The organism is Bradyrhizobium sp., assembly GCF_035484855.1.
Classification (GTDB): Bacteria; Pseudomonadota; Alphaproteobacteria; order Rhizobiales; family Xanthobacteraceae; genus Bradyrhizobium.
Genome location: NZ_DATHOP010000205.1, coordinates 1 through 22371, shown reverse-complemented (window position 1 = coordinate 22371; position 22371 = coordinate 1). Strand labels below are relative to the sequence as shown.

23 protein-coding genes are annotated in these 22371 nt (G+C 62.7%); 5 read left to right on the top strand and 18 right to left on the bottom strand.

The window, feature by feature from the left end:
* Positions 1-576: 576 nt before the first annotated feature.
* Entirely contained in the window at positions 577-1476 is a 900-nt protein-coding gene (locus tag VK804_RS23565) for a LysR family transcriptional regulator (RefSeq protein WP_325374703.1), read from the bottom strand.
* 183 nt (positions 1477-1659) lie between these two features.
* Between VK804_RS23565 and VK804_RS23560 the strand changes: the two genes are divergently transcribed.
* A complete protein-coding gene (locus VK804_RS23560) occupies positions 1660-2889 on the top strand; it encodes a cupin domain-containing protein (protein WP_325374701.1) in 1230 nt (409 codons plus the stop codon).
* Between the two features lie 62 nt (positions 2890-2951).
* On the opposite strand, the gene VK804_RS23555 is transcribed toward VK804_RS23560, so the two are convergent.
* Positions 2952-3305, bottom strand: a complete 354-nt coding sequence (locus tag VK804_RS23555) for a LysR family transcriptional regulator (protein WP_325374700.1) — start codon at positions 3303-3305, stop codon at positions 2952-2954.
* A gap of 111 nt (positions 3306-3416) precedes the next feature.
* On the opposite strand from VK804_RS23555, the gene VK804_RS23550 reads away from it, so the two are divergent.
* Positions 3417-4451, top strand: a complete 1035-nt coding sequence (locus VK804_RS23550) for a 2-dehydropantoate 2-reductase (RefSeq protein ID WP_325374698.1) — start codon at positions 3417-3419, stop codon at positions 4449-4451.
* Positions 4427-5743 carry an MFS transporter gene (locus tag VK804_RS23545; RefSeq protein ID WP_325374696.1) on the top strand — a complete coding sequence of 439 codons (1317 nt, stop codon included), beginning with the start codon at positions 4427-4429 and terminating at the stop codon, positions 5741-5743. The genes VK804_RS23550 and VK804_RS23545 overlap by 25 nt, the downstream gene beginning before the upstream one ends.
* Positions 5744-5861: 118 nt before the next feature.
* Here VK804_RS23545 and VK804_RS23540 read toward each other — a convergent pair whose 3' ends face one another.
* The 8 genes from VK804_RS23540 to VK804_RS23505 all read right to left on the bottom strand — a co-directional run bounded on the left by VK804_RS23540 (position 5862) and on the right by VK804_RS23505 (position 13628).
* Positions 5862-6344 (bottom strand): cytochrome P460 family protein, encoded by a 483-nt coding sequence (locus VK804_RS23540; protein ID WP_325374694.1) that lies wholly within the window; start codon positions 6342-6344, stop codon positions 5862-5864.
* 167 nt (positions 6345-6511) lie between these two features.
* Complete coding sequence (locus tag VK804_RS23535) at positions 6512-6700, bottom strand: hypothetical protein (RefSeq protein WP_325374693.1); 189 nt, start codon at positions 6698-6700, stop codon at positions 6512-6514.
* Positions 6701-7370: 670 nt separating this feature from the next.
* Positions 7371-7781, bottom strand: coding sequence for a RidA family protein (locus VK804_RS23530; protein ID WP_325374691.1), 411 nt, complete (start codon positions 7779-7781; stop codon positions 7371-7373).
* Positions 7782-8036: 255 nt separating this feature from the next.
* Positions 8037-9485 carry a cell wall hydrolase gene (locus VK804_RS23525; protein ID WP_325374689.1) on the bottom strand — a complete coding sequence of 483 codons (1449 nt, stop codon included), beginning with the start codon at positions 9483-9485 and terminating at the stop codon, positions 8037-8039.
* 317 nt (positions 9486-9802) lie between these two features.
* Entirely contained in the window at positions 9803-10150 is a 348-nt protein-coding gene (locus tag VK804_RS23520) for a DUF86 domain-containing protein (protein ID WP_325374687.1), read from the bottom strand.
* The gene (locus VK804_RS23515; RefSeq protein ID WP_325374685.1) at positions 10150-10446 is read right to left on the bottom strand and encodes a nucleotidyltransferase family protein; all 297 of its coding nucleotides are present in this window, start codon (positions 10444-10446) and stop codon (positions 10150-10152) included. Before VK804_RS23515 ends, VK804_RS23520 begins: the two co-directional genes overlap by 1 nt.
* Positions 10447-10519: 73 nt before the next feature.
* Positions 10520-13381, bottom strand: coding sequence for a pyruvate, phosphate dikinase (gene ppdK, locus VK804_RS23510; RefSeq protein WP_325374683.1), 2862 nt, complete (start codon positions 13379-13381; stop codon positions 10520-10522).
* A gap of 91 nt (positions 13382-13472) precedes the next feature.
* Entirely contained in the window at positions 13473-13628 is a 156-nt protein-coding gene (locus VK804_RS23505; RefSeq protein WP_325374681.1) for a DUF3096 domain-containing protein, read from the bottom strand.
* Between the two features lie 244 nt (positions 13629-13872).
* Here VK804_RS23505 and VK804_RS23500 point away from each other — a divergent pair, with 244 nt between their 5' ends.
* Complete coding sequence (locus VK804_RS23500; RefSeq protein ID WP_325374679.1) at positions 13873-14238, top strand: DUF1236 domain-containing protein; 366 nt, start codon at positions 13873-13875, stop codon at positions 14236-14238.
* Between the two features lie 468 nt (positions 14239-14706).
* Here VK804_RS23500 and VK804_RS23495 read toward each other — a convergent pair whose 3' ends face one another.
* From VK804_RS23495 to VK804_RS23460, 8 genes are all read right to left on the bottom strand, one after another.
* Positions 14707-15300 (bottom strand): class I SAM-dependent methyltransferase, encoded by a 594-nt coding sequence (locus tag VK804_RS23495; RefSeq protein WP_325374677.1) that lies wholly within the window; start codon positions 15298-15300, stop codon positions 14707-14709.
* A gap of 4 nt (positions 15301-15304) precedes the next feature.
* Complete coding sequence (gene glyS / locus VK804_RS23490) at positions 15305-17539, bottom strand: glycine--tRNA ligase subunit beta (protein WP_325374675.1); 2235 nt, start codon at positions 17537-17539, stop codon at positions 15305-15307.
* The gene (locus VK804_RS23485; RefSeq protein WP_325374674.1) at positions 17540-17953 is read right to left on the bottom strand and encodes an endonuclease domain-containing protein; all 414 of its coding nucleotides are present in this window, start codon (positions 17951-17953) and stop codon (positions 17540-17542) included.
* 58 nt (positions 17954-18011) lie between these two features.
* Positions 18012-18959: a glycine--tRNA ligase subunit alpha gene (locus VK804_RS23480; RefSeq protein WP_325374673.1), complete on the bottom strand. Its 948-nt coding sequence runs from the start codon at positions 18957-18959 to the stop codon at positions 18012-18014.
* A 125-nt stretch (positions 18960-19084) separates the two neighbouring features.
* On the bottom strand, positions 19085-19276 hold the full coding sequence (locus VK804_RS23475) for a hypothetical protein (protein ID WP_325374704.1): 192 nt from the start codon (positions 19274-19276) through the stop codon (positions 19085-19087).
* A 108-nt stretch (positions 19277-19384) separates the two neighbouring features.
* A complete protein-coding gene (locus VK804_RS23470) occupies positions 19385-20296 on the bottom strand; it encodes a S49 family peptidase (RefSeq protein WP_325374672.1) in 912 nt (303 codons plus the stop codon).
* A 231-nt stretch (positions 20297-20527) separates the two neighbouring features.
* Complete coding sequence (locus VK804_RS23465; protein WP_325374670.1) at positions 20528-21292, bottom strand: tRNA1(Val) (adenine(37)-N6)-methyltransferase; 765 nt, start codon at positions 21290-21292, stop codon at positions 20528-20530.
* Entirely contained in the window at positions 21285-21512 is a 228-nt protein-coding gene (locus tag VK804_RS23460) for a DUF2007 domain-containing protein (RefSeq protein WP_325374668.1), read from the bottom strand. The genes VK804_RS23465 and VK804_RS23460 overlap by 8 nt, the downstream gene beginning before the upstream one ends.
* Before the next feature lie 129 nt (positions 21513-21641).
* On the opposite strand from VK804_RS23460, the gene VK804_RS23455 reads away from it, so the two are divergent.
* Positions 21642-22371: polyprenyl synthetase family protein (locus VK804_RS23455; protein WP_325374666.1), on the top strand; the 730-nt coding region annotated here is incomplete at its 3' end.

Genomic DNA, 22371 nt, shown 5'->3' with positions numbered 1-22371 from the left:
AGTCACCACAGGTCACACCGGTATCACCCGGCATTCCCCACGCAATGGTTTTAACGGCTGCTACGTGCTCGCCCCGGTGCTTCGGGCTTGTTGGCCACCGTCGCCCGCGTGCCTTAACGCGAACTTGACACCAGCGTCGAGATGCCAGGCCCACACGTCTTTGCCGTCCGCCTCAGGTGCCCCCGTCAGAGGCGCCATTCGCGTCCACCGCATCCCGCCCCGCGTTTCGTGACGTGCGCAACGCCCCTTTGATGGGACGGGATGGCGGCAATATAGGATAATCCGAATATTCGGCAAAGAAGAATATTTTTTCGATAAGGACTTGACAAGCGGATCGACAAGGGCGTTGGAATGTGGGTGATTTGCCCGTCGGGCCACGATCTCGCCTCCACCTGACCGCGACTTCGATCAGCCGCTGGGTGGACAGGATGTTCGGCAAAAGAGCGCAACCTTGACCAAAGCGCGCAACCGAGATGTCCGCGCTACCGTGATGAACCGACATCTTCGGATACGCATGCGATGTCGGAAATGTTCCAGGAGCGAACACCGGCGCGTGGTTAGGGCCGTCTGACAAGATCAGAGAGGCGGTCGCGGATGCATCCAGTGTTGCTGCAAAAAGTCTACGAAGGCGCGCACTTTCGGCAGAAGCAGGCGGTTGCGCAGGGTCAGGATGCTCAATGGCGTGGGCGGCCGCTGATAGGCCTTGAGCACAATCCTGAGTCGTCCGTCAGCGAGACAATGCGCGACCTGCCAGGATGGTACTTGGACGAGCCCGGCCCCTGCCAAGGCAGCACTGACCAACGCATCGAAGTCATTGGCGCAAAGCCGGGTTGGAATGCGCAGAGATTTTCGCACTGCGCCGTCCTGGAAGCTCCATTCCGCCACGCCTGGTACATCGCCGAAGGTCAGGCAGTCCTGCTCGACCAGGTCGTCCGGCGTCGCCGGCTCGCCGCGCCGGCGCAGATAATCCGGCGTAGCGCAGACAACAAGCTGGATGTCGTCGAGCTTGCGGACAATCAGGCCTGAGTCTTCCAGCGGTCCAATGCGAAGGGCAACGTCGATACCCTCCTCGGCGAGATGTACCGGCCGATCCACCAGCGTCAGATCGATCGAGACCCGGGTCTGCTCGGCCAGAAAACCGGGCAGCATCGGCGCCAACCGCAACCGACCGAGCAGCGATGGAGCGCTCACATGCAACCGGCCGGAGGCTACTCCCATCTGCGTCGTCAGGCCGCGTTCCGCCTCGGCGACCTCCTCCAAAATCTGCTTCGCCCGTTCGTAGTAGAGTAGACCGGACTCTGTCAGCGAGAGATGGCGCGTCGTCCTCTCGACAAGCGTGGTGCCGAGGGCCTCTTCGAGCGCGATGAGCTGGCGGCTGACGGAGGTCAGGGAAAGACCCAACTGACGGCCTGCGGCCGACAGATTCCCCGCATCCGCAATCCTGACGAACACCCGCATCGCGGCAAACTTATCCATAAGCGGATTATCGCGAAAAACGGAAAGATGTCTCGCCAAATCTCTAGGTACTCATCGAAACCGGGAGACTCCACATCTCGGACAACGCGGGCTCGGCGTCCTGTGCGCAACCAGCCTGCCAACAACCCGGCCTTCCCCTTCGATTACATGAAATGAGGAATGCCCTAACGACGAGGTAACATTATGAACCCAATTTCACGTCGCAACATTCTTGCCGTCGGTGCCGCCGGCGGGCTTCTGGCCGCAAGCTCCGCGGCCATGGGGCAGACGAGCCCGCAGCTCCCGCAACCCAGTCGCGCTGCAGGTTTTGGCGGAAACGTCCCGGGCCCACGCGATATCACGCGCGATCGGGAAAATCCCGACATGCTCGATCCACCCTCGACGGATCAGGGCACGCTGCCGAATTTGCGTTTTTCTTTTGCGGATGCGCATACAAAACAGACCGACGGCGGCTGGACGCGGCAAGTCACTCAGCGCGAGCTCGGCATCGCCACGACTCTGGCGGGCGTCGAGATGCGGCTGAACGCCGGCAGTATCCGCGAACTGCATTGGCACAAGCAGGCCGAATGGGCCTACATGCTTTACGGCACCGCCCGCATCACCGCGATTGACCCGGATGGCAATAATTTCGTCGACGACGTGGGCGTTGGCGACCTCTGGTATTTCCCCGGCGGCATGCCGCATTCGATCCAGGGATTAGGTCCCGACGGCTGCGAATTTCTGCTGGTCTTCGACGATGGATCCTTCGACGAAGATGACACGTTCCTCATCACCGATTGGTTCAAACACATCCCCCAGGAGGTTTTGGGCAAGAACTTCGGCGTCTCCGGCGATAACTTTGCGCATCTGCCCGATCCGAGCCAGCGCTACATCTTCAAATCCGAAGTGCCCGGACCGCTCGGTCCTGACAGGCTGATGGGGGCCAAGCCCGTGCCGCAAACCTTTAAGCATGGGCTCATGGCGCAAGACCCGATCCGCCTCAAAAGTGGAACCGTGCGCATCGCCGATTCGAGTGTATTCAAAGCATCGAAAACGGTCGCCGTCGCTCTGGTCGAAGTCGAGCCGGGCGGGATGCGCGAACTGCATTGGCATCCCAACGTGGATGAATGGCAATATTACATCGAAGGGCAAGGACGCATGGGTGTGTTCGGGGCTCAGGGAACGGCTCGCACATTCGACTATCGGGCCGGTGATGTCGGCTATGTACCGTTCGCGATGGGCCATTACATCGAGAACACCGGTAACACGCCGTTGCGCTTCCTGGAGATGTTCAGAAGCAGCTACTACGCAGACCTCTCGCTCGACCAGTGGATGGCGCTGACGCCGCCGCAGCTACTGCAGGCGCATTTCCCCCTCGGCCGGACCGTGATGGAGAATTTGCACAAAAAGAAGTATCCGATCGTGCCGGCCTGAGCATCCCCGTGATGCGGCGCGCCGCCTGGTCGCAATTGCGACGGTGGCACGCCGCGTCCGATCTATGCCGGACACTTGCTCCAATCGCCGACGCGGGTGTCAGCGCCGCCGTCAGAAGCGGCAACCGTAATCCGCAACCGGCCGGACGCTACTCCCCTCTGCGCCGTCAGGCCGCGTTCGGCCTCAGCGACCTCCTCCAAAATCTGCTTCGCCCGTTCGTAGTAGAGAAGATCAGCCTCCGTCAGCGACAGATGGCGCGTCGTCCTCTCGACAAGCGTGGTGCCGAGGACTTCTTCGAGCGCGATGAGCTGGCGGCTCACGGAGGTCAGGGAAAAACCCAGCTGACGGCCTGCCGCCGACAGGTTTCCGGCATCCGCAATCCCGACGAACACCCGCATCGCCGCGAACTTGTCCATGAGCGCATTATCGCGAAAGACGGGAAGATGTTTCGCCAAATCTCCGGATACTGACCAAAACCACGAGGCTCTATGTGTCTGTCGTTGGAAGACAGAACAGAGGAGCGAGCCATGAAGATCTGCGTTTTCGGCGCCGGGGCGATCGGCGGTTACATGGCCGGGGAACTCGCATTGGCGGGCCATGAAGTGTCTGCCATTGCCCGCGGCGCGCACCTGGCGGCCATTCAGAGCCACGGGCTCAAGTTGATCGTGGATGGACAGACACGCACTGTGGATTTACCGGCAAGCGAGGACCCCGCCGCGTTTGGTCCGCAGGACGTCGTGATTTGCGCGCTGAAGGCGCAGCAGGCCCACGCCAGCGCGGGCGCGTTCGCTCCGCTGCTCGGTCCGCGCACCGCCGTTCTGACAGCGATGAACGGAATTCCCTGGTGGTATTTCTACAAGGAGCGCGGCGCGCTGGACGGCCATCATTTGGAAAGCGTCGATCCCGGTGCGGCGCAATGGAACGCGATTGGACCAGAGCGCGCCATCGGCTGCGTCGTCGATCCCGCCTGCGAGGTCGTGGCGCCCGGGGTGATCGAACATCGCCTCTTCAAGCGCTTCACTATCGGCGAACCCGACGGCTCCACCTCGGACCGCATCGTGGCCCTGCGCGCTGCCCTGGTTTCGGCCGGCTTCGATGCACCGATCCGCGACACCATCCGCTGGAGCATCTGGCTCAAGCTCTGGGGCAACGTCTGCTTCAACCCGATCAGCGCCCTTACCCTCGCGACCCTGGATCGCGTCACCTCCGAGCCCGGGCTGCGCGCCCTGTGCAAGTCCATGATGGCTGAAGCGCAGGCGATAACGGCATCGCTCGGTCTCACCATTCCCAAACATATGATGGAGCGGCGGCTGAACGCAGCCGGTTCCGTCGTCGGTCACAAGATTTCGATGCTGCAGGATCTCGAACGGGGCCGATCCCTCGAGATCGATGCACTCGTCACCGCCGTTCAGGAAATGGGCCGCCTCGTCAAGGTCCCAACGCCAACGATCGACGCGGTGCTTGCCTTGGTGCAGGAGCGCGGCCGGCAAGCTGGACTCTACAGTAACGACGTCAGCCCAATTGATGGGAGCGACGAATGCTCAGATTACAGGCTCGATTGAGCACCAAACAGGGCAGGCCTCGCGCCGCAGCAATCGCCCGCGCACTGGAAAAAGAGGAGAAGACAGTGACCATAGACAATGCATCTTACGACCGCTCATGGCCGGTGGCACGCAGCCCTCAACCGTCCTCGTCGATCAGCTTTGGCATGACGCTGGTGATGGCGATTGCGTGCGGCGTGGCGGCTGCCAACATTTACTATAACCAACCCATGCTCGGCATCATGGAAGCCGCCTTCCCGGGCCAGGTCACGGTGATCGGGCTCGTGCCAACGGCGACGCAACTCGGTTTCGCCGCCGGCCTTTTGTTGCTGGTGCCGTTGGGCGACCGCTTCGAACGGCGGCGTCTTATCCTGATTCAGTTCGCGGCGCTCGCGCTGTCGCTGGCCGCCGCTGCTCTCGCTCCCAACGCCTGGTCACTCGTGGTTGCTTCCGCACTCGTCGGAGTGACGTCAAGCGTGGCCCAGCAGATCGTGCCTTTCGCGGCCGAGTTGGCCGAACCGAGCCGCCGCGGCGCGACCATCGGAACCGTGATGAGCGGCCTGCTCTGCGGCATCCTGTTTGGCCGCGCCCTTGCCGGCGCCGTTGGCGACCACCATGGCTGGCGCGCCATGTTCTGGCTCGGCTTGCTCCTGGCGGTTGCGGTCGGCTTGTTGTTGGCGGGGGTCTTACCCAGAAGTCGGCCCAGGACGCGGGAAGGCTACGGCGCCCTTCTCAAATCTCTGGTCATCCTCTGGCGGGAAGAGCCGGAATTGCGACGGGCGACCATCATCCAGGGCTGTCTGTTCGGCTCGTTCAGCGTCCTCTGGACTATCCTGGCGCTGCAACTCGACGCCCGATACCACCTTAGCGCCGAAATCGCCGGCCTGTTCGGCATCGTCGGTGCGGTCGGCGTGCTCTTTGCCCCTATCGCCGGGAAGATCGCAGACCGAAGAGGCCCTCATGCCGTCATCGGACTTGGCAGCGTCATCATGCTTGCGTCCTGGCTGGTTTTTGAGGTGTGGGGCATGGTCGCCGGCCTGATCGTCGGCGTCATCTTGCTGGACTTCGGCGAGCAAGGTGCGCTGATCTCGAACCAGCACGTCATCTATGCGCTTCGCCCGGAAGCGCGTAACCGCCTGAACACGATCTTCATGGGCGGAATGTTTGTGGGCGGCGCGGTCGGCTCAGCGGGCGCGAGCCTGGCTTGGGAATTCGCCGGCTGGCCCGCTGTCTGCGCTTTCGGGGCAGCCCTGGTCGCAATCGCCTTGGGCCTGCATGCCTGCGGTCGTGTGGCCAAGAAGCGGGTGGGCTGAACACCATGCTACGGTGAGCCGTCCGTCATTTCTGGAAACAGGCGCAACCGTCGACACGGACGGTCAGACGGCGGTGGCGCCTTCAGTCTCTTTTTTGACGAAGCGGATCGTCCCGCACTCACCTCTTGGGATAGTGCGTGTAAATGTAATCCTGTGCCGCTACCGTCGTATGGCACGCATACCCGCATTTTGCGTCGTTGCCTTCCGGCGTAAACGTGTCGGAGGCGGCATCATAGTTGAAATTGCCGTAGGCCCATCCGTGGGTGTCCGGGAATCTCTTGGAATCTTTTTCAATTGTCGCAACCGCCTTGAGGGTATCGGGCACCATCACGAAATACGGGGCCACGGTGTTCTTTTTGAAGGTCCACTCGATTTTCACAATCTTGGACCCCTCGGGAAAAAGCTTGCCGTCCGCTGGCAGGCCTTGCCTGTACGCGTCCATCATCACCTCATTGGCAACGATGACCTTCAACAAAGTTTGGGTCTGACTGACGGCGACAACCTTCCAGTTCTCGTATCCTTTGAAGTCACCAAACGAGAGCTCGCCCAATTTCAGCGTGTACCTGTCCTGCGCCGCAAGGGCCACGGCTATACTGCCCAAGGTAGCAAGCACTCCCAGAATTATCGTAACCATCGAGGACGGTTTTCTAATCACGGCTCACTCCTGCGTTGTTAAATGGATAGCTCCTGCGTTGTGAATTCCAAGCCGACATCAACGGTGATCAGGCCGGCGTTGGCGCCAAGGAACGGCGCCAGCCAAGGCGGCTCTCAGGCCAGCATGATCCGGGTGATATCTTCGCCAGTGTCGGAATCGATCACGACGAAATCGACCTTTCGAGCGGCCCATTCGCGCAATTCATCGAGATCATGGTCGTCGAGATTGTCATCGACAAGGAATCCCCTTGGGAGGGATCTGGAGCGATGATATCTGATCCTGATCGGCTCTTGCCGTGCCATCGGATTGCTCCCACTTCCCTGCACACAATTGAAATTGCGAACAGCGCTAAGGCAGCCTTACGTTCCCTGGGGCGTTACTTCGATTTCGATCCAGCCTCACCGTATCGGGGACCGGCCGGAATTTAACAATTTCCGACATTGAAAGGTAGCCCCGCTGGAAACAGGTTTGTTGCCGGTTATTTCCGGACGCCGCCGCTCGCGATCAGCCAGCGCCGGCCATCCGTCACCTCTGGAAACAGGCCCCATATCGCCACGCATAATCACGCGGGCACGGCGGGCGTGGCCTGTTGCCGGCGGGGCATTCGTTGGGGGCGGCGCGAGTGGTCCAGCCATCGATGACGCATGCGCCCTGCGACGTGTCATGGCAGCCCGGTCCGCATCCGCCCGCCCTGGCCGCGCCGACGACGGCGAGGTTGCCGGCGAACGCAATGACAAAGAACAGATTCCTCACGATTGCCTCCATGATTGGAGGAGCCGGATGCCAAGAGATCCTGCAATCCGGTCTCCGACTGACTGACTTTGCAAGCTCGATATCAATACGTTGGCGTACCGGCGTTCCGCCGGCCACATTCCAGTGAATGATGATAGCAAAAACACGGACGAACGTGTTCACGAGCAGGTGTTTATTTCACTTCGACCACGGCAAGATGACGGACCGGAGCCTGCGGGGTCAGATGGCGGCGATAGTCTGCACTTCGACCAGGAAGGCTTCCTTGACCAGCCGGTCGACCATCAGAAGCGTGTTCGGCGGGTACTTGCCGTCCGGAAACATTTTTCGGAATTCGCGCAGGCGAAACGCCATGAATTTCGGGATGTCCTGCGAATGGACCAGGTAGGTCGTGAACTGAACGACGTTGGCCCAGGAGGCGCCGGCCGATCGCAGCGCCGCCTCGATATTGGAAAAGACCTGCGCGGTCTGAACGTCGAAGTCGCCTTCGCCGATCACGTTGCCCGCGGCGTCGCCCGACAGCATGCCGGCGATGAACAGGAATTCGTTCGCTCTTACCCGCGTCACATGGGTGTATTGCCCCATCGGAGGGCCGAGTTCTGCCGGGTTGTAGATGTTGATTTCCGCTGACATCGCTTCTCCTTTACGTGCTGTCCTAGAGCGTGATGAGCCTGCAGCGATTGATCACTGCTCCCTCTCCCCGCTCTTTCGCGGGGAGAGGGCTGGGGTGAGGGGCTCTCTCGGCATCGGGACTCGCGGAGAGCCCCCCTCAGCCGGATTGCTTCGGACGATGCTTCGCATCGCTCGGCGCAATCCGACCTCATCCCCGCAAGCGGGGCGAGGTGACCGAGTTCGCGCGTTGCCGATTCAACTCAAAGCCATCATGCTCTAGCGCCGCACCGAATTCGGATTCAATTCGGCTTCGCTCTTCGCCTCTTCGGTCAGCTCGGCCGAGAGCGCCGCGGTTTGCGCCGGCGTTCCCCAGCTCGGCGCATCGCTGCCGTCGCCCCACGCCTTCGGCCGGTAGAAGGTGTGGACGCCGAAACGGTACATCCTGGTCATTTCGCTGACCCAGGACGGGCGCACATAATAGGCATGGTAGTGCGTCGACTTGCCGACTTCCGGCAGCCAGATCTGGCCATCGAGCATCGCCGCGGCGATCTTCTTCGCGCGCTCCCACATCTCGGGCTCGCGAATGACGTCGGGATTGTTGTCGCAGGCGAAGGTGAACTGGCACGCCATATGGTGATTCTTGTTCTGGTAGACCACGCCGCACACCGTGTTCGGATAGAAGCCGGAGAAGGTGCGGTTCATCACCACTTGGGCGACCGCGATCTGGCCGCGCACCGCCTCGCCGCGGGCCTCGAAATAGACCGCTTCGGCAAGGCACTTCTCGGATTTGGCGCGCGCCTTCTCGTCCGCCAGGCCGAGCCGCTCGGCCGGCGTCTTGGCGTGCTGGTTGTCGGTGTTGACTTCGCCCTTGGGGGCGATGCTCTCGCCGCTTTCGCTTGTCTTCGAGGCTTCATCCGCCGCCCGCGGCAGCGATGCCAACACCTTCATGTCGGGATCGGGGGCGGCGACCTCCGGCGTGACGATCGAAGGCTCCTCGCCGGGCTGCCAGCGTTCCATGTTCCCGGCCAAGCCGCCGAGCGAGCCTCCGAAATAAAGGCTCGCGGTCTTCACCGAGAAGCCGTCGCGCGGCGGAGCGGGCTCGAGCGGGATCGGCGAGGCGTCGGGTGAGGTCTTGAGGTCGTCGAGCGGCTGGGCTTCGAGCGACATCGCGACATCGTATTGCGGAAGCGGCGGCGCGTTCAGCGCGGCCTGAAGCTCCGGATCGAGCGGCGCGCGCTCGACAGGCGGTGCGGCCGCGGTCTTGGCGCCGGCTACCGAGGCGTTGGAGGTCGACGGGTCCTCGAGCGCGGGCGCGGCATCGGCGGGCGCTGCAGGCGCGGGCGCGACGAGCCGGTCGCCCTTCAGCGTGCGATCGACCTTGGGGAAATCGGAAGCCTGGTAGCGCGCCGGCGCCTGCAGGATCGGGTTGCGCGTCACCGATCCCGTGACGTCGCCGCCCTGGTTGTCGAGACTGGCGAGAATGTAGGTCGCGGGATGCGGGATCGAAGTGCCGATCGGACGGCCGAACGAGAAAGTCGCGACCTGGATCGTGGAGGCTGCGGAGAATACCCGCGTCTGCCAGCGTTCGGCGACCCCGGGCTGCCGGGCCAGCAGCGAGGCGATATCCTGGTATCCGATCTCGGTCGGCATCAATGCGAAGACGCAAAGGCCGATTCCGAAGGACGCGAACCGCGCGCCCTTCGGCCGGTTACGCATTACTGACATCGTCAACTCACGCAACGCAACACATACGAAAATCGAATCCAGTACATCCGTGCAATTCGATCTTTTTTGGTGTTATCGAATTTAGGTTGCGAGGGAGTTAATCGGCGTTGCCCGCGCGACACAGGCAAGTATTGCTTGGCTTTGCGCCGTTGACATCGAAAAGCTTGGTAAACGGCCGTCCGAACAAAGTGGTAAATATCGCGTCAATGAAAATGATGAAGAAATTTGCACCCGCATAATTACGGGTTCCCGTATTTGCACGGTCTGGGCGAAGTCGTTGGATTGAACACTCGCCACTTCGGGAATCGGAAGCCAACCTATTCCGTCCGTGAGGCCTTGATGGCCAGCAACGCCCTCTTGAGCGCGGGCAGGTCGTCTTTCACTGCGTTCCAGATAATCTGGCTGTCGACCCGCTGGTACTCATGGCGCAGGATGTTGCCGATGCCGGCGATGTCCTTCCAGCGGACATCCTTGTGCTGTGACTTGAGCTCACGGCCAAGGTGGCGGCTGGCTTCGGAAATCACCTCAATACCGCGCTCCAGCGCCGACCGCAAAACCCAGGACCGCTCGTAGTCGCGGAGAGTTTTCCCGGCAATAGCCTTTTCGATTCCCCGGATCGCCTCAAGCATGTCGTGGATACCAAGCAGAGGGGAACGGGTCGCCATCAAAAGACCCGCGTGGCCTCGGCCTCAACCCGCTTGCGAATGAGAGGGTGAAGCCCTTTGCGCGTGGTCAGGTCCACATCTACGCCCAAGCCGTTTTCGAGTAAACGCTTGCTGGCGACCAAATCGAATGCGTTGAATTTGCCGCGGGGGTCATAATCGATAAAAAGGTCCAAATCGCTCTTGGCGCCAGACTTGTCACTGGCCATGGATCCAAACAAATATAGCGAAGTCGCGCCACGCGCCCTGAGGGCGTCGGCGAAAGTACGCAGCTTTCTAAGTGCTTCTGTCCGATTCACGGTCTTCCTCTGTCGCAATGATATAGGCCGCAGCAAAACCGGACGCCAGTCTCGAAACACAAATGTTGTGTTCTCAAGCCTGGCTGGCGACCGCCTTGCCGAGCGCGGCTTGGGCGGCGGCGAGGCGCGCGATCGGCACGCGGTAGGGCGAGCAGGAGACGTAGTCGAGCCCGATCGCGTGGCAGAACGCAACGGAAGCCGGATCGCCGCCGTGCTCGCCGCAGATGCCGACCTTGATGTTCGGCCGCGTCTTGCGCCCGCGCGCCACCCCGATCTTGACCAGTTCGCCGACGCCGTCGCGATCGACCGAGATGAACGGGTCGATCTCGAGAATCCCCTTGGCGATGTAGATGCCGAGGAAGCCGGCGGCATCGTCGCGGCTGATGCCGTAGGTGGTCTGCGTCAAATCGTTGGTGCCGAACGAGAAGAACTCCGCGGTTTTTGCGATATCGCCGGCCATCAGGCAGGCGCGCGGCAGTTCGATCATGGTGCCGACCTGATAGGAGAGTTTCTTGCCCGTCTCCTTCATCACCGATTGCGCCGTGGCGTCGATCCGCGCCTTGACCAGATCGAACTCGGCTCTGGTCGCGATCAGCGGCACCATCACCTCGAGCCCGACCGCCTTGCCGGTGCGCTTTTCGGCCTCGACCGCGGCCTCGAAGATGGCGCGGGACTGCATTTCGGCGATCTCAGGGTAGGCGATCGCCAGCCGGCAGCCGCGGAAGCCGAGCATCGGATTGAACTCGGCGAGATCGCGGGCGCGATCGGCCAGCCTGCGCGGATCGGTGTTCATCGCGCGCGCGACTTCCTCGATCTCGGCTTGGGTATGCGGCAGGAATTCGTGCAGCGGCGGATCCAATAGCCGGATCGTGACCGGCAGGCCCTTCATGATCTCGAACAGCTCGACGAAATCGGCGCGCTGCATCGGCAGCAGTTTCGACAGCGCGGCGCGGCGGGCCTGTTCGTCCTCGGCGAGGATCATCTCGCGCACGGTGCGGATGCGCGTCTCCTCGAAGAACATGTGCTCGGTGCGGCAAAGCCCGATGCCCTCGCCGCCGAACTTGATGGCGGTGCGGGCGTCCTCCGGGGTGTCGGCGTTGACGCGGACGCCGAGCTTGCGGAAGGAATCGGCCCAGCCCATCAGCGTGCCGAACTCGCCCGACATCGCCGGCTCGATCATCGGCATCCGCCCGGCCAGCACCTGGCCCAGCGAACCGTCGATGGTGATGACGTCGCCGGTCTTGAAGGTGCGCGAGCCGATGCTCATGGTGCCGCGGCCGTAATCGACGCGGATCGAGCCGCAGCCGGAGACGCAGGGCTTGCCCATGCCGCGCGCAACCACCGCGGCGTGCGAGGTCATGCCGCCGCGCGTGGTCAGGATGCCTTCGGCGGCGTGCATGCCGTGAATGTCTTCCGGTGAGGTCTCGATCCGCACCAGAATTACCTTGCGTCCGTCGGCCTGCAGTTTCGCGGCCTCATCCGAGGAGAACACGATTTCGCCCGACGCGGCGCCGGGAGAGGCCGGCAGCCCGGTGGCGATGACGTCGCGCTTGGCGGCGGGATCGATGGTCGGATGCAGCAACTGGTCGAGCGAGGCGGGATCGATCCGCATCACCGCGTCCTTCTTGCCGATCAGGCCTTCATTGGCGAGCTCGACGGCGATGCGCAGCGCCGCCTTCGCGGTGCGCTTGCCGCCCCTGGTCTGCAGCATCCACAATTTGCCCTGCTCGACCGTGAACTCCATGTCCTGCATGTCGCGGTAGTGCTTTTCCAGGAGCGTATAAATCCGCGTCAGCTCCTTGAAGGCTTCCGGCATCGCGGTTTCCATCGACGCCTTGTCTGAACCGGATTCGTTGCGCGCGTCTTCGGTGATGTCCTGCGGCGTGCGGATGCCCGCCACCACATCCTCGCCCTGGGCGTTGATCAGGAATTCGCCGTACAGCCGGCTCTCGCCGGTCGAGGGATTGCGCGTGAAGGCTACGCCGGTCGCCGAGGTCTCGCCCATGTTGCCGAACACCATCGCCTGCACGTTGACCGCGGTGCCCCACTCCTCCGGGATGTCGTGCAGCCGGCGATAGGTGACCGCGCGCGCATTCATCCAGGATGAGAACACGGCGCCAATCGCGCCCCACAACTGGTCGTGCGGATCCTGCGGGAAATCCTTGCCGGTCTCGCGTGCCACCGCATCCTTGTATTGGCCGACCAGGTTGACCCAGTCCTCGCCGGTCAGATCGGTGTCGAGGGTGTAGCCCTGGCTGTCCTTGAAGGTATCGAGGATATCCTCAAAATGGGAGTGCTCGAAGCCGAGCACGACGTCGGAATACATGGTGATGAAGCGGCGATAGCTGTCATAGGCAAAGCGGCGGTCGCCGGACATTTCCGCGAGCGCTTCGACCGTCGCATCGTTGAGGCCGAGGTTGAGCACGGTATCCATCATGCCCGGCATCGAGGCGCGGCCGCCGGAGCGTACCGAGACCAGCAGCGGATTCCTGGAGTCGCCGAACGCCTTGCCGGTCAGCTTGCCGACATGGTCGAGCGCCTTTTCGACCTGCGCTTTCAGCTCCTTCGGATAGCTCTTGTCGTGCGCGTAGAAATAGGTGCAGACCGAGGTCGGAATCGTGAAGCCGGGAGGCACCGGCAGGCCGAGATTGGCCATCTCGGCGAGATTGGCGCCCTTGCCGCCCAAGAGATCGCGCATCTCGGCTTTGCCTTCGGCGCGGCCGTCGCCGAAGGTGAACACCCATTTGCCGGCCTTTGCGGCGTCGCCTGCGGGCCTGGCCGGGACAACCTTGCCGGCCGGCTTCGGCGCGGCTTTCACGGGGCCCTTCTTGAGCGCCTTGCGAGCCGTGGCCGGCACCACGGGCTTCGCCCGGGCCGGCGCGGGGGGCCTTGATTTCACTACGGTTTTCTTGGATTTAGCTGCGGCTTTGGCCATGGCGTGCAATAATCCGCGAGAGGGGAGGAAGTTGCGCGCCTTACACCATTTTGAACGGTTCGGCGCAAGCCGCGAGTTCCCGGCTGGAACGCTACTGGTGCAGCCAAGTGAGCGCACCGAGGCCGATCAGGCCGATGCAGATCAGGTAGATCGCGACGATCAGGTTGAGCAGCCGCGGCATGATCAGGATCAGCACGCCGGCGATCAAGGAAATGATCGGTGAAATGTGGGCAGTCGTGATGACCATTGAAATCTCTCCAGATGGGCTTTGGGGGAAATCGAATCGAGGCTTCGCATTTTACCTGCCTGCGAAGTTCCACGATAGGAGACGCCTGTCCGTTCCACCGGTTCCCTCCCGCACAAAAAATGCCGAAAAATGCCGCGTTTGAGGCGCGACTTTTTTGGGAACGATGCCTTGGCCGATGAATTGGGAGGGGGATTGCGCGCCGGCCGCAAGGCCTGCGCGCGACCATCTCCTCAAGGAGTCGAGCATGCGGAACAAGTTACTTGTCATTGCGGCGATCGCCGGCGCCCTCGGCGCGCCGATCGCGGCGCAGGCGCAGGGCACCATCACGACGGGCGTTGCTCCCGGCGGGCCGGTGGTCGTCGGCGGCGAGGCCGATGGCATCGCGATCGACCAGCGGCCGGCGTTCCGCGAATATGTCATTCGCGAGCGGGTGCCGACCTACACCATTCCGGACCGCGTCATCGTCGGCGGCGTGCTGCCGGAGACCGGCGTCACCTATTACGACGTCCCGCAAGAGTACGGCGTCACGCCCTATCGCTACACCGTGGTCAACGGCCGGACCGTGCTGGTCGAACCGCGCACGCGCCGTATCGTTCAGGTGGTCGAGTAGCGTAGCGTCGGAGTGATCGCGTAGTTGCGTCTGAGTGATTTGTCCGGAAATCGCAGCGGCGCTTTCGGACATCGAGGCCCCGTCCGGTCCCCCGCCGGGCGGGGCTTTGTTTGACGTGGTCGCGAGTGCAGGGCGCTCAGCAATGCGAGCCAACGCGCCGAAATTTTTCACCGTCGTCCCGGCCTCCGAGCCGGACCCATACGCCGCGGCCGTTGTGTTGAGACACGCTGTTCGACGACTTTCGCGCCACCGCCGCCGCCTGTGAGTATGGGTCCCGGCTCGGAGGCCGGGACGACGTGGAGCACGGTCGCGCCTCGGATTCAAGTTTCAAACAGCTCCACACCCACCGTCATTGCGAGCGAAGCGAAGCAATCCATCTCGCCGCGCAAAGAAAGAATGGATTGCTTCGCGGAGCCTGTCATCGGGCGCGCATTCGCGCGACCCGTCGGCTCGCAATGACGAGCCTGTTCAGACTCTCTTTCTCACCACGAGGCGGTGAATCTTCTTGCCCGACGAAGCGCTCACGACTTCTTCGTCGAGCAGCGTTGCCGCGGCTGACAATTCCGCCCGCACCAGCGCGGCATCGAACGCCGCGTAGAGACGGCCGTGCTTGTCACGCTGGTCGGCCTCCTCCGTGACGCGCCAGCTCAGATAGAAGACGCCGCCGGGCTTGACGATATCGAGCATGCGGCGGACCGACGGCGCGATCTGCGCGCGGCCGAGATGCATGATCACGGTTTCGCACAGCACGCTGTCGAACGCACCGCCTTCGATGCCCTTCAACTCGGGCAACTCCGCATGCGCAAATTTCAGATGCGGATATCGCGCGCGCGCCTCGGCAAGCAGGCCGTCGGACGCATCATAGCCTGTCGCCGGATAGCCGTTGGCGTTGAGCCAGGCCACCTCGCGTCCGCTGCCGCAGCCGATATCGGCGGTCGAACCGCCCTTGATGAAAAAGCGCGCAACGATCTCCTGCAGATCGACCGGCGCCGGCTGCTCGTGCCAGTCCTTCGCATAGGCGGCCGCATCGGTGTCATAGGCGGCGAGGGTGTCGCGATCCACGGGATCAGCCCTCGATCCTGGAGAAATCGGCCACCGCTCGCGTCGCAGCGCGGATTTCGTTCAGCAGTTTCAGGCGGTTTTCGCGAACCTTTGGGTCGTCGTCGTTGACCTTGACCTTGTCGAAGAATGCGTCCACCGCCGGACGCAATTTTGCCATCGCGCTCATGGCGGCGGCGAAATCTTCGCTGGCGACGGCGGCGCTCGCCTCGACTTTCACCTGGTCGATGGCGTTGGCGAGCGCCTTTTCCTCGGCGAGACTGTAGAGCGCGGAGTCGGGCGCGCCGTCGAAACTGCGCTTGTCCTTCTTCTCTTCGATGGTGAGAATGTTGCTCGCGCGTTTGGTACCGGCAAGCAGATTCTTGCCGTCATCGGTATCGAGAAATTTGCCGAGCGCTTCCACCCGGCGAACTACCATCAGCAGATCGTCCTGACCTTCCAGCGCGAACACGGCATCCACGAGATCGTGACGCGCGCCCTGCTCGCGGAGTTGGACTTTCAGGCGGTCGGCGAAGAAACCGAGAAGGTTGCTCAAAACCTCAGCTGTTTTCGAATCAGAATGGCCAAATCTCTCTCTTGAGAGTATCGAGTTACGTTCCATAACTCTATCCGACAGAGAATCGCCGCCCAGGACGCCCTCCAAACGCGCTGCCGCTTCGAAATCTTTATCAAGCTCGGCGTCCCGAATATGCTCAGCAACCTCATAACTCGCTTCATTAAGGACATTTAGAAGATGCAGACGTTCTTGGTTGTCTAGCACTAATCTCGTCACCCCCAGCGCCGCACGTCGCAGCGCATACGGGTCCTTTGATCCCGTCGGCTTCTCATCGATCGCCCAAAATCCCACCAGCGTATCAATCTTGTCCGCGAGTGCCACGGCCACCGACACCGGATCGGTGGGCACGCGGTCGTTCGGTCCCTGCGGCTTGTAATGCTCCTCGCTCGCGGCGGCGACGGAGGCGTCCTCGCCCTGCGCCAGCGCGTAGTATTTTCCCATCAGGCCCTGCAGCTCCGGAAATTCGCCGACCACTTCGGTCAGCAAATCCGCCTTCGCCAGGTGCGCGGCGCGTTTTGTCTTCTCGACGTCGGCGCCAACCAGCGGCGCGATCTCGGCGGCGAGCCGCTCGATCCGCTTGATGCGCTCGGCCTGCGTGCCGAGCTTTTCGTGGAACACGATGTTGTCGAATTTCGGTAGGCGGTCTTCGAGCTTCGTCTTCAGGTCGGTGTCGTAGAAGAATTTCGCGTCGCTCAGCCGTGCGCGGATCACGCGCTCGTTGCCGGCGACGATGGTCTTGCCGCCGTCGGAGGCCTCGATATTGGCAGTGAGGACGAACTTGTTGGTCAGCTTCTTCGTCCTGGGATCGCCGACCACAAAGCATTTCATGTTGTTGCGAATGGTGGCGCGGATCACCTCGTCCGGGATCGACAGGAATCTCTCCTCGAACGAGCCCATCATCACGACGGGCCATTCGACGAGGCCTGCGACTTCGTCGAGCAGGCCCTGGTCCTCGACCAGTTCGAGATTTTGCACCTGCGCCAACGTTCTGGCGTCGCTGAGAATCGTGTCCTTGCGGCGCTCGGCATCGAGCACGACCTTCGCGTCCAGCAGTTTTGCCTCGTAATCCTCGAAGCGGCGCACATTGATCGCGGCCGGCGCCATAAAACGGTGGCCGTGGGTCGTCTGGCCGGCCTTGATGCCGTCGACGGCGAACTCGACGACATCGGGCTCCTCGGTCTCGAGGCCAAAGGTCGCGACGATGGCGTGCAGCGGCCGCACCCATTGCAGCGCGCCGGGCTTTGCCGAACGCTCGCCCCAGCGCATCGATTTCGGCCACGGGAAGGTGCGGATGATCACCGGCAGCATGTCGGCGAGCACGTCGATCGTGGCGCGGCCGGGCTTTTCGATCAGCGCAATGTAAAAATCGCCCTTCTTCGGATCGCGCTGGATCTTGGCTTCCTCGATCGAGGCAAGCCCGGTGGCCTTGAGAAAACCCGCGATCGCCGCCTCCGGCCCGCCGACGCGCGGGCCCCGGCGCTCCTCCTTCAGGTCGGATTGCCGGACGGGAATGCCGTGCACCGTCAGCGCCAGCCGCCGCGGCGTCGCGAACGCCTTCGCGCCTTCATAGACAAGGCCCTCGGCGACCAGCCTGTCGGTCACCATGCGCCGCAGATCCTCGGCCGCCTTTGCCTGCATCCGCGCGGGTATCTCTTCCGAGAAAAGTTCGAACAGAAGATCGGGCATTTACTTACCCTCCCCTCGATGGGGAGGGTCGCCTGCCGCAGGCAGGCGGGGTGGGGTGACAGTGATGATGTCGTGGATGGTCTCAAGCACCGCGTCGGTCCTGCTCATCACATCGTTATTCCAGAATCGTATCACTCTATAACCTTCCGATTGCAGCCAGCGCGTCCGGACTTCGTCGCGGCGACGCCCCTCATCATCTCCGTGTTGCGATCCATCGACCTCGACGATAAGCCGCTCTGCCAAACAGGCGAAATCGGCAATATACGGTCCGATAACCACCTGCCTCCTGAAGTGACTTCCCTTCACATCTAATCTTCGCAAATGCCGCCAAAGAATTTGCTCAGCGGCCGTAGTGTTTGCGCGCAGCCGGTTCGCAGTTTTGCGCTTGAAGTCGCTGATTGGCTTCCTTGCCATATCGCTACCACTTTCACCCCACCCCGCTCGCCCAAGCATGGGCGAGCGACCCTCCCCCTCAAGGGGAGGGTAAAGACCCCACCCCGCCCGCTTCGGTATGCATCCAGGCTTCGCCGCAGGCTTTTGCCAGTTCGCGGACGCGCATGATGTAGCTCTGACGTTCGGTCACCGAGATCACGCCGCGGGCATCCAGCAGGTTGAAGACGTGGCTCGCCTTGATGCACTGGTCGTAGGCCGGCAGCGCCATCAGGTGCTCGCGGCGGTTGCCCTCTTTCCATCCGGCGGCGAGATATTTCCTGCAGGCCTCTTCCGCCATCCTGAACTGCTCGAACAGCATGACGGTGTCGGCATATTCGAAATTGTGCCGCGAATATTCCTGCTCGGCCTGCAGGAATATTTCGCCGTAGGTGACCTTCTCGGCGCCGTCGCGGCCGTTGAAATTGAGGTCGTAGACGCGGTCGACGCCCTGCACATACATTGCGAGCCGCTCCAGCCCGTAAGTGAGTTCGCCCGCGACCGGCGCGCATTCGGCGCCGGCGACCTGCTGGAAGTAGGTGAACTGCGACACCTCCATGCCGTCGCACCAGCATTCCCAACCCAGCCCCCAGGCCCCGAGCGTCGGGCTCTCCCAGTCGTCCTCGACGAAGCGGATGTCGTGCAGGCTGGAATCGATGCCGATCGCGGCGAGCGATTTCAGGTACAGCTCCTGCAGGTCCGGCGGCGATGGTTTGATGATCACCTGGAACTGATAATAGTGCTGCAGCCGGTTGGGGTTTTCGCCGTAACGGCCGTCCTTCGGCCGGCGCGACGGCTGCACATAGGCGGCCTTCCACGGTTTTGGGCCAAGCGCGCGCAGCGTGGTGGCGGGGTGAAAGGTGCCCGCGCCCATTTCCATGTCATAGGGCTGCAGGATCACGCAGCCCTGATCGGCCCAGAACCGCTGCAGGGCGAGGATAAAACCCTGGAACGAACGTTCCGGGCGCATGTGCGGGGGCAGAGAATCCATCGTCGATTCGGTCTTCGCTGAAAGCGGGGCGGAAGCGCGCGGGACCGTATCGGTGGGGGGGCGGGGAATCAAGGCAACCGCGAAGGGCCGTTGCCGCGAAACCCCCGAGAGGGTGGGAGCCGCTTTCAGCCCGGCCGATAGGCGCCGGTGGCGGGGTCGCGGCGCAGCGTCGGGATATCGCCGGAACGAGCGGGTTCGGCGACCCGTGCGAGGCGGGCTTCTTCCAGTTCCCGGTTGACCTGTAGCGCGGCGCGGTAGGCCCAGCGGACTACCGCCAGCCCACCCAGGACGCCCGCAAAGACGATCAGCGGCGGCATCGGTCGATCCTTGTCGTTCATTCGTCACGCCCCATCAGATATTCTCGCGCAAGCCGGCCGCGCCTGCAATCGCCTTCTCCGGGACCAAATGGCGCGGACACGAAAACGTCAAAACCCGAATTTCGCCCAAATTGCGCGGGTCTCCAGCGCGGAAATCACCTCGTCCGGCAGACCCGCGATGACGCTTTGTTGATGAAGCGCGCCGGCGCCCGCCGCCTTGCGGCCGAACAGGCTGGAGAGCAACCCAGTGGACGGCGCGATCACCGGCGTCACGACCTTCTCGCCATAGCGGTCGCGCAAGGTCGAACGCAGGTCGCCGATCGCATCCGCCAGCCCGAGCGACACCGAGGTTTCGCCGGCCCAATATTCGCCGGTAAACAGCACGCTGTCTTCGCCCTTCAGCCTGGTACCGCGGCTTTGTTTCACCAGCGCGATGAAGATGGCGTGGATCTCGCGCTGAAGCGCTTTGACGCGCGCAACGTCGTCAGGGTTCTCCGGGAGAAACGGATCCAGCATCGCCTTGTGCTCGCCAGCGGTATAGAGCCGTCGCTCGACGCCGATCCGTTTGATCAATTCCTGGAAGCCGAAGGTGCCGCCGACCACACCGATCGAACCCAGGATCGAGGACGGATCGCAAAAAATCTCGTCACCCGCGCACGCGATCATATAGCCGCCGGATGCCGCGACATCCTCGACGAACACCAATACCGGCAGTTTCTTCTCCGCCGCCAGTTGCCGGATGCGAAGGTAGATCTGGCGCGATTGCACCGGCGAGCCGCCGGGCGAATTGATTACGAGCGCCACCGCTTTGGCGTTCTTGGTCGCAAACGCGCGCTCGAGAATCCGCGCTACTCCGGAAAGCGACATGCCGGGCCGCAGCGGCGTCACCGCGCCGATCACGCCGGACAGCCGGACCACGGGGACGACGGCGGTTCCAGGCCGCAGCCGCGCCGGAACCAGTTGCATCAGCCGCTCGACCAGGCCCGACCAGCCTGCGCGATCACTTTTTCGTTCGTTCATGCGGTTACCTCAATCTTAACCATTTCTTATAGCACCCCTGTCATGAATCGATGGAACAGCTTTTGCATTGCCGTGGTTGTTAGCTGCAATGGCGCGGCGGAGAAAGACATGAAAGCTTACCTGCTGATGATGCTGATCGGTGCAATTTTCACCGCAATTCATTTCACTTCGGCGCCAAAACCGGGATCGAAGACGCTCCCGCGATAATAAACGCCCCGCAAATCCTCGGCCTCACCGTATCGCCATCGGCAACACCCCCTTCCCGGCCAGAATCTCCTGCAGCTGTTTATTGGGCAGTGCTGACTCATCCTTGAGCAGCAGCGCGGCGTGCATCTGAAGCGGCGCCTTGCCACCCTTGACCGCGCACACCAGTACACGAATCGCCGGTGTCGCCGCGTCGGCATGAACGGGAAGAATTTCGAGACTGCCAAAGCCGCGATCGAGCGCGGCCAGCACGTCCCTTAGCCCATCGGCGCGCCAGATCAGGCTGAGGACGCCGCCGGATTTGAGAATTCGCCGGCTGGCGTGAATCCAGCGTTCGAGCGTTGCCTCGCTCGCCACATGCGCGGTCGCGCGGGATGGGTTCGGCGAGGCGCGGTGCCGCAGCGAATCGTTGAACGGCGGATTCATCAGCACGACGTCGACGCTGTCGGCTCGCAGACCCGCCTCGGCAAAGACCGGGGCTTCGGAGGTGACGTCGAGCACGATGATTTCCGCGGGAATCGCATTGGCCTGCGCATTGTCGCGCGCGAGCGCGGCGAGCCCGGAATCAATCTCGACCAGCACCAACCCGATGCCGGGAACGCGGCTGGCGAGCGCTAGACCCGCAGCACCTACGCCAGCGCCGAGATCGGCCACGCGGTCGCCGGCTTGCGCGCGTGTCACTGCTGCCAACAGCATCGCATCGTGGCCGGCGCGGTGACCGGTTTTCGGTTGTCGCAGACGCAACCGGCCGCCGAGAAACGCATCCTCGGTAAACCGGCCCGCCTCAGTCATCGGCCCGCAATTCGTGGGCGAGACCGGCGTCGGCGAGCAGCTGGCGCGCCTGCCGGTTGTCGTCCTCATGCACCAGGATCCGGCGCGGCAGGATGCCGAGCGAGCCTTCGATGATGCTCATGTTCTGATCCAGCACCAGATGATGGATATTGGCGCCATCGAGCAGTGAGCCTACCGCCGAAACCAGCACAATATCGTTGGTCCGCACCAATTCCCGCAATTTCGTGCTCCTTTTTGGACCGAACCGACGCCGCGGCAGCCTGTCGCCGCATCGCGCCCTTGCCGCTTCGGCCCTCGCTTTCTATTGTTATATGGATAGTGCCGATTGGGCAAAAGTGGAGACCAGCGCGTGGCGGTTATTGTACCCTTCGAGAGCCCGGCGGGCGCCTCCATCGATCAGCTGGTCGCCCTGGTCTCGTCCGACATGGAACGGGTCAACACCACCATCCTGTCCCGGACCGGCTCCGAAGTCACCATGATCCCCGAGGTCGCCAACCACCTGATCTCCTCAGGGGGAAAACGGCTGCGCCCGATGCTGACGCTGGCGATGGCGCAGCTCGCCGGCTATTCCGGCGACGGCCATATCAAGCTCGCGGCGTCAGTCGAATTCATGCATACCGCGACGCTGTTGCACGACGACGTCGTCGACGAAAGCGAACTGCGGCGCGGCAAGCTGTCGGCGCGCATGCTGTGGGGCAACGAGGCGAGCGTGCTGGTCGGCGACTTCCTGCTCGGCCAGGCGTTCAAGATGATGGTCGAGGTCGGCTCGTTGCCGTGCCTCGACGTGCTCTCGACCGCGGCGGCCGTCATCGCCGAGGGCGAGGTGATGCAGCTCTCCGCCTCCAAGGACACGACCACGACCGAGGACGCCTATCTCGAGGTGATCCGCGCCAAGACGGCGGCGCTGTTTTCGGCCGCCTGCGAGGTCGGCCCAATCCTGGCCAGGCGCGGCAGAGCCGAGACCGAGGCGTGCCGCGGGTATGGCGCCAATCTCGGCGTCGCGTTCCAGCTGATCGACGACGCGCTGGACTACGGCGGCTCCTCCGCCAAGCTCGGCAAGAATGTCGGCGACGATTTCC

Excerpts from the sequence above, each read along its gene's own strand:
- VK804_RS23565 (WP_325374703.1), bottom strand. The coding sequence starts at position 1,476 with ATGGATAAGTTTGCCGCGATGCGGGTGTTCGTCAGGATTGCGGATGCG.
- VK804_RS23560 (WP_325374701.1), top strand. The coding sequence starts at position 1,660 with ATGAACCCAATTTCACGTCGCAACATTCTTGCCGTCGGTGCCGCCGGC.
- VK804_RS23555 (WP_325374700.1), bottom strand. The coding sequence starts at position 3,305 with ATGGACAAGTTCGCGGCGATGCGGGTGTTCGTCGGGATTGCGGATGCC.
- VK804_RS23550 (WP_325374698.1), top strand. The coding sequence starts at position 3,417 with ATGAAGATCTGCGTTTTCGGCGCCGGGGCGATCGGCGGTTACATGGCC.
- VK804_RS23545 (WP_325374696.1), top strand. The coding sequence starts at position 4,427 with ATGCTCAGATTACAGGCTCGATTGAGCACCAAACAGGGCAGGCCTCGC.
- VK804_RS23535 (WP_325374693.1), bottom strand. The coding sequence starts at position 6,700 with ATGGCACGGCAAGAGCCGATCAGGATCAGATATCATCGCTCCAGATCC.
- VK804_RS23530 (WP_325374691.1), bottom strand. The coding sequence starts at position 7,781 with ATGTCAGCGGAAATCAACATCTACAACCCGGCAGAACTCGGCCCTCCG.
- VK804_RS23525 (WP_325374689.1), bottom strand. The coding sequence starts at position 9,485 with ATGTCAGTAATGCGTAACCGGCCGAAGGGCGCGCGGTTCGCGTCCTTC.
- VK804_RS23520 (WP_325374687.1), bottom strand. The coding sequence starts at position 10,150 with ATGGCGACCCGTTCCCCTCTGCTTGGTATCCACGACATGCTTGAGGCG.
- ppdK (WP_325374683.1), bottom strand. The coding sequence starts at position 13,381 with ATGGCCAAAGCCGCAGCTAAATCCAAGAAAACCGTAGTGAAATCAAGG.
- VK804_RS23505 (WP_325374681.1), bottom strand. The coding sequence starts at position 13,628 with ATGGTCATCACGACTGCCCACATTTCACCGATCATTTCCTTGATCGCC.
- VK804_RS23500 (WP_325374679.1), top strand. The coding sequence starts at position 13,873 with ATGCGGAACAAGTTACTTGTCATTGCGGCGATCGCCGGCGCCCTCGGC.
- glyS (WP_325374675.1), bottom strand. The coding sequence starts at position 17,539 with ATGCCCGATCTTCTGTTCGAACTTTTCTCGGAAGAGATACCCGCGCGG.
- VK804_RS23485 (WP_325374674.1), bottom strand. The coding sequence starts at position 17,953 with ATGGCAAGGAAGCCAATCAGCGACTTCAAGCGCAAAACTGCGAACCGG.
- VK804_RS23480 (WP_325374673.1), bottom strand. The coding sequence starts at position 18,959 with ATGGATTCTCTGCCCCCGCACATGCGCCCGGAACGTTCGTTCCAGGGT.
- VK804_RS23475 (WP_325374704.1), bottom strand. The coding sequence starts at position 19,276 with ATGCCGCCGCTGATCGTCTTTGCGGGCGTCCTGGGTGGGCTGGCGGTA.
- VK804_RS23470 (WP_325374672.1), bottom strand. The coding sequence starts at position 20,296 with ATGAACGAACGAAAAAGTGATCGCGCAGGCTGGTCGGGCCTGGTCGAG.
- VK804_RS23465 (WP_325374670.1), bottom strand. The coding sequence starts at position 21,292 with ATGACTGAGGCGGGCCGGTTTACCGAGGATGCGTTTCTCGGCGGCCGG.